This window comes from Paenibacillus sp. FSL R7-0026, assembly GCF_038004485.1.
GTDB classification, from domain to species: domain Bacteria; phylum Bacillota; class Bacilli; order Paenibacillales; family Paenibacillaceae; genus Paenibacillus; species Paenibacillus xylanexedens_A.
In genome coordinates, this window is record NZ_JBBORG010000001.1 from 986069 (window position 1) to 1001331 (window position 15263).

The window sequence follows — 15263 nt, forward strand, 5'->3', positions numbered from 1 at the left end:
GTGGACGCTGGCAGCAAAATGAAGAACGTTTGACAGAAGAAACTTAATGCTCATCATCCTAAGCACTTATGAAGTTATATCGAAGGACTGGGAGCAGAAGAAAAACGTAGTAAAGAGCAATCTACTTTGAAAGATATTTATAAAGTACTCAGAGTGAGCAGCAGTTAGGCATGTTCACATTGCGGCTGAGATACTTCCATACATAGGGACGATACGCCTGAGGGTGTACGTCCCTTTTGTGTATCCACCAGGTAGGAGGTGGGATATTGCTCATAACTTTTGCAACAATTCGGATCGATTTAAATTACTTACCACATAACCCTAGTAAATATCCAGCATTTTCATAAGGTTAATTACAAGAAAGATATGTTCACCCCAGGAGGTAGGTTCAGTTATCCGAATGGTCATTTACAGCGAATAAAGCTGATGACGAGAGATTACTTTTATCACTACGGACAGAGGTTAAATTTCCAGACTATTTTTACTATCCACATCTGACGGCAATGAGAGTTGAATAATACTGTATGTGGTTGAATACAGGGTTATATTATTTGTTTTGGTCAGCAAATACAGCCATAGCATCTCTCATAAATACTGCCAACCCATCGCCAAACTGATCAATATTACGCGTGAAGCGTTCATCGTCCACGTACATCTGACCAAGTCCTCTGAAGGCTTCAGGTGAGTAGCTTCCCATCTGATTCAGCCAGGTGTACCATTTTTGAATACCGGCCTGTGCCTCGGCAGATGCTGGTTCTGTGTGACGAAGTGAAGCCAGATGTTTGTAGATTTCGTTCATTTGATCGGATAGAGCCTTTTGCTCCGTGGTTGATTTACTGTGCAGCTTCTGATTTGCGTGATCGACGGCATGGTCTCCCCAACGTTCCCGCGCTTCTTGTTCATACGGATTTTGGCTAAAATCAAATCCTTCGAATTGTTCTTTGGCTGTCATTTTAATTTCTCCTCTCACGTGTAAAACCGTTCTATCAATAGTAGCAATCATCTGGTCCAAGCGTTGGCGCTTCTCCAATAGAATAAGTCGATGCATGTTTAGTGCTTCTTCCGGATTGAAGGAGGGGTTGGTTATAATGTTTTTGATCTCCTTCAATGAGAAGTCGAGTTCCTTGAAAAATAATATCTGCTGCAACCGTTCCAGGTTGGCATTTGAATATAATCGATACCCGGCAGAAGTCACTTCGTCCGGGGTTAATAGTCCGATCTCATCATAGTGATGCAGTGTGCGCACACTGATCGAGGCAAGTTCGGCAACTTCTTTTACCTTCATGGCCATGTGTGAAACCTCCTTACAACACCGATTGTACAGTGTCACGTTACGTGAGAGTCAACCGTTGAAAATGAAAAAAACAAGATGCGAGCACAGAGGCTACATCTTGATCATGGATTGGTGACTGGATGTGAATAGGTGTGAATAGATGTGATGAAATTATTGTTATCATTCAGTCACTGTAGGGGAGCGGCTGCGCTTCTAAGTCGAAGACATAGACTGCCGCGCCGCAGGGGGGAGGCTCCTCTGTTATGGAGAGGAGAGCGAGCGGTTATGGGCTGCACCGTGTATTCAGTGCAGCCCACGGGCTGGCAGTGCAGGGAGAGCAGGGCTACGCCTGCATCCCATGCACTGCCGCAGCGAACTGCGCAGCCGCTGCGCGCACATCGGCCGCGCCCGCGATGGCGGAGATGACGGCTACGCCGTCGGCTCCCGCCGCCATCACGGCGGCCGTGGTATCGGGCGTAATGCCGCCGATACCCACAATCGGAACTGCGATGCCTGCGGCGCGCAGTTCCGTCACCCCTGCGGGGCCCAGCACAGCGTGGGCATCCGCTTTGGAGCGCGTCGGGTACATGGGTCCGACGCCAAGATAGTCGGCGCCCGCCTGCACCGCACGGCGCGCCTCATCCACGGAGTGGGCGGATACGCCAAGCATCCGCCCATCTCCAATGCGGGCGCGTACCAGCGCCGCGTCCGCATCTTCCTGGCCGACATGCACGCCGTCGGCCTCCACCGCTACAGCCAGCTCCACATCATCGTTCACGATGAACGGGACCCCGTGCTGGCTGCACACCTCGCGAAGCCGCATCGCAAGCGTGATGCGAGCTTCGCCAACCAGGGCGCCAGTTCCCTTTTCACGGAACTGGAACAGCGTAATGCCGCCAGCAATGGCCTGGCGCAGCACTTCCACCGGGTCTTGCGTTGTATTGATGCTGCCCATCACCAAATATACCTGCATCGCGCGTTGTACCGCTTCTGCATCCCAAGGGCGCATCACTGCTCATCTCGCTGTCTGCGCTGATACGCAAAATGATTCGTTGGCCCATGTCCGGCCCCAATCCCCAGTTCATCTTCAATGGCTGCCTGAATGAATGCTCGCGCGGTCGTAACGGCAACCAGAACAGGTGAACCCTTGGCTAACTCTGCGGTGATGGCAGCAGAGTATGTGCATCCCGTTCCGTGTGTATGACGTGTTACCACACGAACATTCTCTAGGTAATGAAAAGACAGCCCATCGTAGAGCACATCCACGATCATGTCACTTCCTTCATCATGACCACCTTTGACCAAAGCATACGTCGAGCCCATCTGTACAATCCGTTTTGCGGCTTCTTCCCGCTGACTCAGATTGGTGATGGACATCTCGGTAAGTAGTTCCGCTTCCGGAATATTAGGTGTTGTGATCAGGGCATGGGGCAACAGCTCCGTAACCAGCGCCTGTACCGCTTCCTGCTGGAGCAGGGGCGCACCGCCTTTGGCGACCATTACGGGGTCGATGACCAGATTAGACCAATGGTATTGCTGCCATTTCTCGGCCACTAGACGAATAATCTCGGCACTATATAACATGCCGGTCTTTGTTGCGGTCGGTTGAAAGTCTTCACCCGTCGAGTCCAATTGCTGGGCAATGCCATCGTAAGGGATGGGAAAAACGCCCTGCACACCTGTTGTATTTTGGGCAGCAATAGCCGTGATAACGGTCATGCCGTATACGCCAAGCTCCTGGAACGTTTTCAGATCGGCCTGAATTCCTGCACCGCCCCCGTTATCAGAGCCTGCAATGGTTAGCGCTTGTACAATGCTCATACTGCACCTCCACGGACCTGACGGATCTGTGCGCGTTCTGCCAAGAGGTCTGGTGTTGCTTGTGCCAGTTGATTCAACAATTCAATCTGGAAGCTGCCCGGCCCCTGATGAGCTGTCCGCTCTGCCGCCAGTTCAGCTGCTACACCATAGAAAGCGAGCGCTTCAACAACACTGCTTAGAAGATCGGCTTCTGATTCCGCTATGGCTGTAAAAGAACCAATCACCGAACTGAGCAGACAGCCAGCACCCGTGACCTGAGTGAGCAGGGCATGACCATTACTTGTGAGGAATGTTGATTGTCCATCAGTAACGATATCTTCTTTTCCCGTGATGACCACGACACAGCCAAGTTGTTGTGCTGCCCGCTCAGCAATTCCGATCCGGTCACCTTCACCTGATCCTGCGTCTACACCTTTGATACTCCAGCTTTCACCGATGACATTGGCGACTTCCGCCACATTGCCGCGCAGCACCGTGAGGCGAAGCTCACGAACGAGCATCTGCACGGTTTCCGTGCGATAAGTGGTTGCGCCTGCGCCGACGGGATCAAGCACCACAGGCACGTGATGCGCATTAGCCGATTGGCCTGCCAGACGGATCGCCTGAACGACTTTGTCATCGAGAGTACCAATGTTGAGTACCACGGCACCTGACATCTTGGCGACATCAGCGACCTCTTCATGCGCGTAAGCCATAAAGGGGGACGCACCAAGTGCGAGCAGGCCATTGGCTGTAAAGGGAGCAACGACAAGGTTGGTAATGTTATGGACGAGCGGATTTTGCGTACGAACACGTTCCAAATAAGACATATAATTTCCTCCTTGTTTTGAAGTGACCCCATCGGTAGAAGATCGGTATGAAGGGTCACTCAGCAGAATAATAGGATATGAGTCTCCTTGTTGAGTTGGGGCGCAAAGTCTAACAACAGCCAGATGCATTAATGCGGGAAAAGCAGCAACGTAAAATCTAAATCATTTACTCTCCTTGCAGATTAATAAAAGCATCCTCGGCTTTCACCGATTCAGGAATCAAATCCTTTTCAACGAGCCATGCACGTACATTCTCCCACGATTCCATCTCCTGCCGACCAAACGGTTGGCCTTCTTCATTCATGAGTGGCAGCAGAATTGCCAGACTTTTGGTTTCGATCTCCGGGTCAAGCGGTGATGTTTCATTCTCATGAGCGAGCAGAATACTCAAGGCTTCTTCTGGATGCTCAGTCACATATTTCTGTCCTTCCTGGATCGCTTTGAAGAACCGGGTAAGTTGGTCTTTTTTTGCTTCAATGCCAGCTTCACTCGCAGTCAGGACCAATTCATAATAATCAGGCACACCATAATCGACGGGGTTAATCGATTTCATGGCATGTCCTTCTTTCTCCAAAATCAATTGCTCATGGTTAATAAAACCACCCATAATTGCATCCGCCTGTCCGGAAGCCAGCGAAGGAATCAGATCGAACCCAACGTCAACCAGATTCATGTTATCTGGGTTTCCACCATCGTGGCTAATCATCGTACGTACCATCGCTTCATACAGCGGAATCGAAGAATAACCGACAGTTTTTCCTTCAAGATCTTTGGGTGAGCTCACGTTGCCATTTGCTTCGGTCAACAGATGCACAAGTGGATGCCGAACAACAGCAGCAATGGAACGTACAGGAATGTTCTCGCCACGCGCGAGCAAGATTTGGGGCTGGTAGCTTAGAGCCAGATCAATTTTCCCGGCAGCAACAAGTTTGAGTGAATCATTGGTATCCGCTGGCATCTGAATTTCGACATCTAGACCTTGAACTGCAAAGTATCCTTTTTCTTGAGCAACGTAGATGAAGGAATGTACTGCATTCGGGTACCAGTCGAGCATGATGGACAGTTTATCTTTGGTGTCTGATGCTGGTTCGGTTGCAGACGGATCTGTTTGCTGTGCATTAGTTGCAGAATCTGTTGTTGGCGTGTTTTTGCTGGTATTCGTGGTGCTGCATCCGCTAACGATCAGCAAAAGGCTAATGAGTATGATGGGAAGCAGGGAGTATATACCTTTGTTATTCATAAATGAAGTTCCTCATTTCATCGTTTTGTTTACATCTAATTGCTCTTTTTTTATCCAGCTATTTTTTCTCTCCATGACGTCGTAAGCAAAACCGTTTCTCCAGCCAGGCAATCAGTACAAACAAAACGATCCCCAGCAGGGATAAAAGCACAATAGCTGCAAACATCGCATCCGTGTTCATGTTGCTGGACATGCGACGGCTGAAGTATCCGAGACCTTTGCTGCCACCGAGCCATTCGCCAATCGTTGCCCCAACCACGCAGTACACCACAGACATCTTTAACCCTGAGAAAAAAGAGGGAAGTGCCAGTGGAACCTGGAGTTTGCAAAAAATATCCCACTTGCTGGCGCCCATGGTAAGCAGCAGTTCACGCTGCTCTGAATCGCCTTGGCGGAGTCCATCGTAGGTACTGACCACAATGGGGAAGAATGCGATTAAGAACACCACCGCGACTTTGCTCCACAACGTATAGCCAAACCACAGGATGAATACCGGGGACAAGGCAATCAGCGGGATGGTCTGACTGATCACAATGAAGGGATATATGGCCTTTTCAATCGATCGGTTCATATGCATGCCTGTTGCTAGCGTAATTCCAGTCACTATGGATAAGACAAAACCAACAACAACCTCCATAAAGGTAGCAGGCAGATGGATAGTCAACAGCAGACGACGATGCTCAACCAGTGAGCTTACGATGGCTGTGGGTGCAGGAATGATGAAGGAGGGCACCCATCCCATACGCACAATCACTTCCCAGATCGCCAGTAATAAGAGCATGAGCATAATAAACAAACCATATTGGGAAAACGACCTCGAGAGCCACTTAAAACACCACGTCCAGACGCTAACCTCAGCTCTATCATTTTGCATGCAGTTGTTCCTCCAGTTGTTTCCTCATCTGCACGAGAGCCGGTTCGTAGATCATGTCCGAATGCCTTGGGCGTGGTAAAGGAACCGTCATCTCCCGCAACTGCTGACCTTGTCCCCCTGGAGTTAACAGAATGATACGGTCACTTAACAGCAGGGCTTCTTCGATGTCATGTGTAATGAACAGCACGGTTTGGCCAAAGCCCTCCCACAGCTCCAGCAACCAGCGATGCATTTCTCGTTTGGTTAAGGCGTCGAGTGCACCGAAGGGTTCATCCAGCAACATGAGCTGCCCGCCTGTAAGCAAGGTACGCAGCAATGCCACCCGCTGCCGCATGCCGCCGGATAACTCATCTGGATAGGCCTGCTCATAACGGGACAAGCCGAACCTTGCCAATCCTGCGATGATATCGGCTCGTAGTTTGTCCTTGTCCTGTCGACCTGGTGCAAGCTCGGCAGGCAGCATGCAGTTCTCCATGACGGTACGCCAGGATAACAGCAGATCTTTCTGCGGCATATAGGCGACTCGTCCGAGCCGTTGTCCGTGCGGTACATCAGCAATATCGATGGTGCCGACGGTTGGCTCATGCAAGCCTGCGAGCAGCTTGAAGAGTGTGCTTTTACCTGATCCGCTGGACCCGATAAGCGAGACAAATTCTCCTTGTTGAACCTGAAGCGACACATTGGCGAGTACGGGTGAATCCTTTTTTTCGGAAAAAGCGAAGCTTATGTTCTCAATGGTTACATGGTTGGTCATCTGATCCTCACCCCCTTAATGCCAGACTGCTGGAATAACAACGGCATCCTATACTCTGCAAAAGGAACAAAAAAGACCCACCCATTTCCGGAGAAATGAGTGGGTCTGTAAGTTAAATCCGCAATTTAATCTTCACATACATGAAAAAATTCCGCTTACTAAAAGGCCGCTCCACTTCCCTCCGCTGGTATGATCCAGATCAGGTTCAAAGGGTCCGAATAGTCATATTCGTCTCAGCCGCAAGGCTCCCCTAGTGCAAAAGTTCAAGATATGCAGTTGTCTGTTCAGCATATATCACTTGAACATGAACTGTAAAGAGGCAGCATGATAACTGAACAATTTACCTCGGCTCATGAACCCGATATAATAGGGATGGCCCGTACAGGCCGGATCACAAAATGCAGGTGGGATTGTTCTCCCTCCTAGGCAGAATGGGGACCCGAGTTGAAAACGTTCAAAAAAGTATATATTGAGATCACGAGTATCTGCAATCTGGCTTGCAGCTTCTGTCCGCAGACGCAACGTGCCAAAGGATTCATTGACCCTGAAGTCTTCAACAATATACTGGAACAAGTTAAACCACACACCAATCATATTTATCTACATGTCAAAGGCGAACCCTTGTTGCATCCCAAAATAGATCTGTTGCTCGATTCCGCACATGAGAAGGGACTCAAGGTGAACATTACAACGAATGGTACACTGTTACCCAAGACTCAGCATAAATTGCTTGGCAAACCAGCGCTGCGGCAGATGAATTTCTCCCTGCACAGCTTCGATGGGCATGAAGGTTCAACAGACCGTGACGGTTACCTGCGTCATATTTTGTCCTTTGTACACGAGGCCGTTAAGCACAATGTCATCATCTCATTCCGGCTGTGGAATCTGACGCAGGATAACTTCACAAATGCTCAGATGAATCGAAATCGGGAGACCCTTGAAGTACTGGAACGTGAGTTCAATCTGGACTTCCGCATTGAGGAAAAAGTGGTTCCAGGCAGCGGGGTAAAAATTGCCCCGAATGTATACCTGAATCAGGACCATGAGTTCCAGTGGCCAAGTCTGGATGCACCTGAAGATGACGGCAAAGGTTTTTGCCACGCACTTCGCGGTCAGGCAGCTGTACTTGTGGATGGAACGGTGGTTCCATGCTGTCTTGATGGCGAGGGTGTAATTAACCTGGGTAATGTGCACGAGAAGTCATTCTCGGAGATTATTGAGGGTGAGCGAGCGAACAATCTGGTATATGGCTTCTCCAGGCGGGAAGCTGTAGAAGAGTTGTGTCGAAAGTGCGGTTATCGTCAGAGATTCGGAGCCTGATATCTTATATCAGCAAGCCGGAAGCCATTCAAGATCACACATTTGGAGACAAATGTAGTGGTCTTTCTTTGTTATCGGTGATTAAAGTTAGGGGTACATACGTTACAAATGAGCATACCAGAGGTTGATTTCAGCATATTGCTTGAGAGACCTGGCATGCAAAAAATGCCGATATGACAGGGATTGCAGGATGTCATGATATATCTGATCTAATGATTATTCTAGTTACCTTCCTTATTTGGTAGGATTAGGTTGTGGATCGGACAGAGGTGCACCTCTGACGAACTTCCAGGACAAGCTCAGGCTTGTACACTACCAAATAACGAGAGAATAAGGGAGGAATAAAGTTATGAAAAAAATATTGACGTTGTTGCTGTCGGCTGGTTTGGTTGCTTCTATATTTGGTGCCGTTCCGGCTGCGGCCGCACCTACCGTTGTAAATTCAACCATTGTGGTACCAAAGGGCACGACCTATGATGGTCAAGGCAAAACATTTGTAGCCAATCCTTCCACACTGGGCGACGGATCTCAAGCAGAAAATCAGAAGCCAGTCTTCCGTCTGGAGGCAGGGGCCACGCTCAAAAACGTAAACATTGGATCACCAGCTGCTGATGGTGTTCACTGTTATGGCAACTGTAATATATCGAATGTGGTCTGGCAGGACGTGGGCGAGGATGCACTGACATTGAAGTCGGCCGGAACGGTTAACATTACTGGCGGAGCAGCGTACAAGGCCTATGATAAAGTGTTCCAGATGAATGCGGCTGGAACAATTAACATCAAAAATTTCCGTGCAGATGATATTGGCAAACTGGTTCGCCAAAATGGTGGAACATCCTTCGCAGTTAACATGACGCTGGATAACTCCAATATTTCCAATGTGAAAGATTCGATTTTGCGTACAGACAGCAGCACATCACAAGGGAAAATTACGAATACCCGTTATTCCAAAGTACCAACGTTGTTCAAGGGGTTTGCTTCAGGAAAAACGAGCCAGTCTGGGAACACGCAATATTAAGAGCAGGGATATCTTGGAATACGGATTGAAGGCGTGTACGGATAAGGTAGCTATTTCACATCGTGAAGTATGTCCAAAAGGCATCCAGGGGGATGCCTTTTCCTATGCCAACTTTTGATTTTTGTAGAGACCATTGCCACAAATACCCATCTGATGTACATTAGAAGCAATGAAATAAGTGAACCGGGAGCTCAATGAAGTTGGGCTGAGAGAGTGGCCTTGTGCCGCTGACCGTACATCTGATCTGGGTAATGCCAGCGTAGAGAACATGGATTTGCGATATGTAAGGGTGAATTGTGGGAATGAACGTGGATGAACAACAGACCTCTTTGAACTGTGGTGGTGTATCTGCCATGACGAAGGGGTGCTGGCTGATATTCCGTATTTTCGACATCCATCCATTACATCATTGTGAGGATTGTACACTGTACGTAAGGCCTGCCCGGAACCGGGGAGGCTTTTTCGTTTATTTTTAGAGGTTGTTCAAAAAGTCTGCTTTTGATTACGAAGGATGCCTGACGGCATCATCAGCATCGAATATGGAATTCAGCCGAAATAAGCGGGAGGCTTACGAAGTATGTTTCCTTTGGAAACATTGCGGTTGCTCACGTAATTTTCCCTACGCTCCGCTACTCCATTTCTAGCTTCATCCCATCTTCTTGGTACTGAAAACCAGTCTTTTTGAACACATACTTTTACAACCCCCACAGGGAACAAAGGAAGGACGTAGAGAACATGGCAACAACAGCAGGCAACAAGCGATTGAAACTAACGGATATTCTGGTAACCATCGTGATCGCAGTAGTGTTTGGGGTGATTTACAAGATATGGGGACCTACATATGACTTGATGAAACCATTTGGTGTTCATGCGGAGCAGATGATCTACGGCATGTGGTTTATGGCGGGCACGTTTGCTTTTGTTATCATTCGTAAACCAGGCGTGGCTATTCTTGCCGAAGTTGCGGCCTCGACGGTAAGTGCTTTTCTGGGTAGTGAATGGGGCATGTCCACACTTGTATACGGTCTGTTGCAAGGATTGGGAGCCGAGATATTCTTCGCAGCATTTTTGTATCGCAAAACCAATCTGTTTGTCACCTGTCTTGCAGCCATAGGAGCCGCAGCGGCTTCGCTTTTGCTGGATTACCAGTACGGGTATATTGATTCACTCTCGGCCTGGAATTATACGTTATTTATCGGATTCCGCTTCATTGGAAGCATCTTGATTGCAGGAGTGTTTGCTTATTATCTTGCCAAAGCATTGGAACTAACCGGTGTAACGCGTTCGCTCAGACCGGTATCCAAACAAGATTATGAGGCGCTGGATTAGATGAACGGGGAAGGGAATTCGCAAGCGGTAAGTGTGACAAATCTAAGATGCAAGTTCCCGGGAGAGAAAGCCTTGGTATTTCAAGGCTTGTCTCTTTCTGTGCGTCAAGGAGAGAAAGTGCTGTTGCTTGGCCCAAGTGGCTCCGGTAAATCGACGTTATTGCAAATTTTGAGCGGTCTGATACCATGTTCGGTTGAGATCCCGATGAAATGTGATGATATCCAGGTTCCGACAAAGGCCGGAGTGGTCTTTCAAGACCCGGATACCCAGTTCTGTATGTCCTATACGGATGAGGAGATCGCATTTGTGCTGGAAAATCGGAATATTCCGCGTGAAGAGATGGCGGGGCTGATTGAATATTATCTGGATCAGGTGGGGTTATCCTTTGAACAAAATCGGACATTGATCCAATCGATGTCTCAGGGGATGAAGCAGCGTCTTGCAATTGCTTCGATGCTTGCCATGGACCCGGAGGTGTTGTTTCTGGATGAACCCACTGCACTGCTGGATGATGAGGGGACTTCCCAGGTATGGGATACCGTCAAAACGATCGCCAGTGACAAAACGCTAATTATCGTTGAACACAAAATAAACAAGATTGTGGATATGGTCGACCGCATCATAGTGTTATCACCTGAAGGAAAGATTGTGGCGGATGGGCCAGCACAGCAGGTATTTACGGATGAACGGGGCAAGCTGAAGGCTTATGGAATCTGGTATCCGGGTGTGTGGGAGGAGCGAGAGCAGGCAGCTAAGGAAGAAGAGGGAAGTGCTTCTGGAGAGCTTCAAGTGTGTGTGGATCACGGCATATCAAGTTTGGAAGCACAGCAATCGTCTGGCTTATCCGATACACCGGGTATATCCCCCATATCTCACGTCTCATCCTTATCGCCTGTATCACCCGCCTATCTGCCTGCACTGGACTTGCAGCAGTTCACCGGATGGCGTGGGAAAACACCCTTCATTCAGGTGGAACAGGCCAAGGTATGGCATGGGGATTGGATTGGTATTGTCGGAGCCAATGGAGCTGGCAAGAGTTCATTGTTGTTATCTCTGATGAATATCCTAAAAACAACAGGTCATTATGAGGTGGACGGTCAGCCTTCTGGCAAAACGGAGCAACTTGCAGATCGAATTGCGTTTGTATTTCAGAACCCGGAGTTTCAATTTGTGACCAACACCGTCGCGGAAGAAGTGGAATTCTCATTGCTGGGGGGCAGGCTGACAACGGAAGAAAGACTTGTCAGGACGGATCATATGTTGAATCATTTTGGACTAATAGACCTCTCCGAGCGCCATCCCTACCAATTATCGATGGGGCAGAAACGACGCTTGAGCGTTGCCTCTGCACTGGTGAGAGAGCAGCGAATACTGCTGTTGGATGAACCTACTTTTGGACAGGATGCCCGCAATACGTTTGCCATGTTAGCACAGCTGGAGCAATTGCGGAGAGAGGGAACAGCTATTGTTATGGTTACCCATGATCGTGAAATTGTAAAAAGATATTGCACCCGAATCTGGACGGTAGATGAGGGGAGGTTATCTGATGCAACTGTCGTTTCCTCACCGTGAAACCTGGCTTCATAACGTCAATCCGGGATTAAAGATGATCATTCTGACGATGATGTTTGTCATCGTTATCCTCATTCACAATCTGAATGTAATGGCCAACGTTGCGGTGGCGATGATGTTATTACTGTGCTGGACAGGTCACCCGTGGTACAGATTGATACTGTACGCATCCCCATTCATTCTGGTGTTTATCTCCACATCTACAGGTATGATGATGTTTGGTAAGGGCGAGACCACATGGTATAAGTGGGGATTGATCCACATAACCGAAGAGAGTTTCTATCGCGGTCTACACTTGGGTTTTCGCTCGCTGACTATGGCCGCGGCTGGGTTACTCTTTGGTCTTACGACCAAGCCTGTCAGACTGTTTTATTCTCTGATGCAGCAGTGGAAGCTTCCCGCAAAATACGCCTATAGCTTTCTGGCCGCGATGCGCATGATCCCCATTTTGCTGGATGAATTCCAGACGCTCCGTTACGCGATTCGCATTCGTGGAACAAGGCAACGCAGCTCTCGCTGGAACGTGTATGGAACACTCAAGCGTTATGCTATTCCGTTACTGGCACAGAGTATTCGTCGTGCACAGCGAATGGCGGTAGCGATGGAAGCGAAGGGATTCACGGATGGCGCGAGCCGAACGTATTACATTCAGATTGGCTATTCGCGAGCTGATCTGTGGTTTGTATTTTATTATATGCTCACCTTAACAGCTGCTTATTACATCGGGGTTACCTTTCCTTATCATGCTACGATGGTGGATGTAAGGTAATACGGGGAGATAGAGTGAAATATATTGAGGTAACCGGTAACTTTTTCCTGTATGCAGCGTCTATATGGAAATAACTTCTAAATGGATGGGGATGAACGAGAGTGAAGACGGGTCCTGACTGGCAGAAAACGGGGTACAAATGGATTACCATGACTGGATTATCAGCTGTGCTGTTGACGGGATGGATGCTGCTGGATTCTAAAATGGTCGCCCTTGAAGGACAAGCTTCGGCTACAACGCCACAAGCATTGGGGGCAAGTTCCCAAGTCTTAACTGCAAAGTTAGCTTACAAACAAGGAGACACCGTTACGCTTATTAATGACATACCTTTGTTCAAAAACAGAAGGGACGGCAGTGTGGCTGCTGACCAGATGGGGATTGAATACTATACAACAAAAAACGAAAAGTATACGTTGGTCTCGGTTCGAGGCGAGTGGGTACAGCTTAAGTCAACCGATCATGGAAACTTTTGGCTGCCAAGTTGGTATGCACTGAAGGAGAGCAGAAGCATGACGGAAACAGCTCCCCAAAGCTTCACACTCCAATCAGGCAGCAAGCTATATCTGGCTCCAGATAGTTCTACAACTTGGTCTAGTGAGAAAGCGCTAACAGATAAGGCTGTTATTGTTGCAAAGTGGAAAGGCTGGTATGGGGTCTCCATTGCCCCACGAGTCTGGGATAAAGAATCCTTCACGTATCGACCAGGACTCTTCTGGATCAAGGCACAGGCTATAGAACAGCGGATGAATGTGGCGGATGGTTGGTTCCAACAGGATGCATCGGTGCCAACTTCGGTTATACGCCATCTGGCAGATATTAAGCTGAACAAGGCAACCACCTCCAAACAAGTGGCTGAGTGGTTAGGCGAGCCGGATTGGAAAGAACACTCCAGCAATCTTAAAGACACTGGTTACCCGATGAGTATTGGACAGACCTGGCGATATGAGCGAGCAGACGGCCAGGTCTTGGTGACATTTAATAAGAATGGCAAGCTGATCAGAACTCGCTGGAACCTACCACAGAAGGATCGAAATGCTGTCGTTTCTGATTGGAACATCAGTCGGGCGGATGAATATGGGTTTACGACAAAAATCTATGGTACAACGCTGCCGTCTACAATACCCTGGAAATCGGTATGGACCAATCAGGGTGATATCAACTATACCTTTTTGCAAGCAGCTACAGATGATGTTCTCCTGATGAAAGGGGATGACGGTGGGTTTAGTGGGTTTCATTATGAGAGTTCAGCATACGCACTTGACCGACATTCCGGCAAGAAATTATGGGAGATTAACGCGGGATATGGAAGACAGCAGGTAGAGGTGGATGCGGGACGCCAACAGGTTACCATCTACACTGATTATGACCCTAAGAAGAAAGAATATGTAGATCGCATACGCCACCTCCAGTTGAAAAACGGTGATGTCGTATGGGAGTATGCCCCCAAGCAAAAATTCAGATTGAATGGCATCACCGCTGCTAAGAACGTTGTGGTTGTGGATAGCCCGGTTGTTGAGAGCTCAAGCAACAGTTGGTTAACGGTTCTGGACAGTGCAAACGGAAAAACATTGTGGACGCGAAAACTGGCCACAGGTTATGAATTATTGAACAAGAGTGCAGATGACCCCTATGTGTTGTATTGGGAAAAGAATAAGCTGGTTGCAGCCGATCCGCAATCGGGCCGAACCGTATGGAGCTTAAAGGGCAAACGATCCACCATAGAACAATTTTGGAATGATCCATATACTGGTGGAATTGAACGTCTTGATCCCTTTGCAACCACGAAAGCTGAAAGATGGCTATCACTAGATAATCAGTGGCTTCTGCTTGATCTGAACACGGGGAAAAAGCTTGCCCAATTCCCTGCTCGGGTAGGACAGAGATTTGAGGAGCTGAATGATGGCATGTTGTTGATCCGTGAGAACAAAAACGGCGATCATTACGGCGAATATGAAGATTTTACAACTACCCTGTATGATGCCAAGACAGGCAAAACACGCTGGACGCTCAAGGGCAAGATTGAACGAGGACTGGTGGAAGAGGATCAGTTGTATGTGATTAAGAATGGCTACCCGGCGGCTGTGGATTATAAAACGGGGGAGACGCGCTGGAATGCCAAAGATACGATTGCAACACTAAGGCATCCGACGAATCAGGGAAGTTATCTGGTCATTGATGATCAGTTACTGTTGCCCATGGACGAGAATTTGCTCGTAATGAACAAAAAGAATGGAGCACTGTTAGGTCGTGTACATGACGTTGTGATGGGAAACCCGGAGCACCGGGACCGGGATGCAAAGAATGGAATGATTAACCGGATCGGTAATGAAGTGTACGTGGGTTCGTCCAACGGACGTTTTCGTGTATATGAAGCCGGCCGCCTGCAGGAGGCAATCTCACCTTAAAAGCTTGTCTCGTAAGGGATGTTGATTTATTATAAATGAACAGGCTTGCTCGCGCTCCGGTTATCGGCTGTGCGGGCTT

13 protein-coding genes and 1 riboswitch are annotated in these 15263 nt (G+C 48.5%); of the genes, 6 read left to right on the forward strand and 7 right to left on the reverse strand.

Features of this window, described 5'->3' with window-relative positions; translation table 11 throughout:
* Positions 1-547: 547 nt before the first annotated feature.
* From MKY44_RS04470 to MKY44_RS04500, 7 genes are all read right to left on the reverse strand, one after another.
* Positions 548-1291, reverse strand: coding sequence for a MerR family transcriptional regulator (locus MKY44_RS04470; protein ID WP_341006163.1), 744 nt, complete (start codon positions 1289-1291; stop codon positions 548-550).
* 325 nt (positions 1292-1616) lie between these two features.
* Positions 1617-2282, reverse strand: a complete 666-nt coding sequence (thiE, locus tag MKY44_RS04475; RefSeq protein WP_341006164.1) for a thiamine phosphate synthase — start codon at positions 2280-2282, stop codon at positions 1617-1619.
* Positions 2282-3094, reverse strand: a complete 813-nt coding sequence (gene thiD, locus MKY44_RS04480) for a bifunctional hydroxymethylpyrimidine kinase/phosphomethylpyrimidine kinase (RefSeq protein WP_341006165.1) — start codon at positions 3092-3094, stop codon at positions 2282-2284. The genes thiE and thiD overlap by 1 nt, the downstream gene beginning before the upstream one ends.
* Positions 3091-3903: a hydroxyethylthiazole kinase gene (gene thiM, locus MKY44_RS04485; protein ID WP_341006166.1), complete on the reverse strand. Its 813-nt coding sequence runs from the start codon at positions 3901-3903 to the stop codon at positions 3091-3093. The genes thiD and thiM overlap by 4 nt, the downstream gene beginning before the upstream one ends.
* Before the next feature lie 166 nt (positions 3904-4069).
* Positions 4070-5143: an ABC transporter substrate-binding protein gene (locus MKY44_RS04490; protein WP_341006167.1), complete on the reverse strand. Its 1074-nt coding sequence runs from the start codon at positions 5141-5143 to the stop codon at positions 4070-4072.
* A 58-nt stretch (positions 5144-5201) separates the two neighbouring features.
* Complete coding sequence (locus MKY44_RS04495; protein WP_341006168.1) at positions 5202-6017, reverse strand: ABC transporter permease; 816 nt, start codon at positions 6015-6017, stop codon at positions 5202-5204.
* On the reverse strand, positions 6007-6771 hold the full coding sequence (locus tag MKY44_RS04500) for an ABC transporter ATP-binding protein (RefSeq protein WP_341006169.1): 765 nt from the start codon (positions 6769-6771) through the stop codon (positions 6007-6009). Before MKY44_RS04500 ends, MKY44_RS04495 begins: the two co-directional genes overlap by 11 nt.
* Before the next feature lie 159 nt (positions 6772-6930).
* A riboswitch (TPP riboswitch) is annotated at positions 6931-7033 on the reverse strand.
* 182 nt (positions 7034-7215) lie between these two features.
* Between MKY44_RS04500 and MKY44_RS04505 the strand changes: the two genes are divergently transcribed.
* From MKY44_RS04505 to MKY44_RS04530, 6 genes are all read left to right on the forward strand, one after another.
* Complete coding sequence (locus MKY44_RS04505; RefSeq protein WP_133386456.1) at positions 7216-8091, forward strand: radical SAM/SPASM domain-containing protein; 876 nt, start codon at positions 7216-7218, stop codon at positions 8089-8091.
* 349 nt (positions 8092-8440) lie between these two features.
* Entirely contained in the window at positions 8441-9109 is a 669-nt protein-coding gene (locus MKY44_RS04510; protein ID WP_341006170.1) for a pectate lyase, read from the forward strand.
* Positions 9110-9844: 735 nt separating this feature from the next.
* Positions 9845-10438, forward strand: a complete 594-nt coding sequence (locus tag MKY44_RS04515; protein WP_036672660.1) for an ECF transporter S component — start codon at positions 9845-9847, stop codon at positions 10436-10438.
* Positions 10439-12010, forward strand: a complete 1572-nt coding sequence (locus tag MKY44_RS04520; RefSeq protein WP_341006171.1) for an ABC transporter ATP-binding protein — start codon at positions 10439-10441, stop codon at positions 12008-12010.
* Positions 11985-12779, forward strand: coding sequence for an energy-coupling factor transporter transmembrane component T family protein (locus tag MKY44_RS04525; protein WP_341006172.1), 795 nt, complete (start codon positions 11985-11987; stop codon positions 12777-12779). Before MKY44_RS04520 ends, MKY44_RS04525 begins: the two co-directional genes overlap by 26 nt.
* A gap of 101 nt (positions 12780-12880) precedes the next feature.
* Positions 12881-15184, forward strand: coding sequence for an outer membrane protein assembly factor BamB family protein (locus tag MKY44_RS04530; RefSeq protein ID WP_341006173.1), 2304 nt, complete (start codon positions 12881-12883; stop codon positions 15182-15184).
* The last annotated feature ends 79 nt before the right edge of the window (positions 15185-15263 follow it).

Excerpts from the sequence above, each read along its gene's own strand:
- MKY44_RS04515 (WP_036672660.1), top strand. The coding sequence starts at position 9,845 with ATGGCAACAACAGCAGGCAACAAGCGATTGAAACTAACGGATATTCTG.
- thiD (WP_341006165.1), bottom strand. The coding sequence starts at position 3,094 with ATGAGCATTGTACAAGCGCTAACCATTGCAGGCTCTGATAACGGGGGC.
- MKY44_RS04525 (WP_341006172.1), top strand. The coding sequence starts at position 11,985 with ATGCAACTGTCGTTTCCTCACCGTGAAACCTGGCTTCATAACGTCAAT.
- MKY44_RS04500 (WP_341006169.1), bottom strand. The coding sequence starts at position 6,771 with ATGACCAACCATGTAACCATTGAGAACATAAGCTTCGCTTTTTCCGAA.
- MKY44_RS04470 (WP_341006163.1), bottom strand. The coding sequence starts at position 1,291 with ATGGCCATGAAGGTAAAAGAAGTTGCCGAACTTGCCTCGATCAGTGTG.
- MKY44_RS04520 (WP_341006171.1), top strand. The coding sequence starts at position 10,439 with ATGAACGGGGAAGGGAATTCGCAAGCGGTAAGTGTGACAAATCTAAGA.
- MKY44_RS04490 (WP_341006167.1), bottom strand. The coding sequence starts at position 5,143 with ATGAATAACAAAGGTATATACTCCCTGCTTCCCATCATACTCATTAGC.
- MKY44_RS04510 (WP_341006170.1), top strand. The coding sequence starts at position 8,441 with ATGAAAAAAATATTGACGTTGTTGCTGTCGGCTGGTTTGGTTGCTTCT.
- thiE (WP_341006164.1), bottom strand. The coding sequence starts at position 2,282 with ATGCGCCCTTGGGATGCAGAAGCGGTACAACGCGCGATGCAGGTATAT.
- MKY44_RS04495 (WP_341006168.1), bottom strand. The coding sequence starts at position 6,017 with ATGCAAAATGATAGAGCTGAGGTTAGCGTCTGGACGTGGTGTTTTAAG.
- thiM (WP_341006166.1), bottom strand. The coding sequence starts at position 3,903 with ATGTCTTATTTGGAACGTGTTCGTACGCAAAATCCGCTCGTCCATAAC.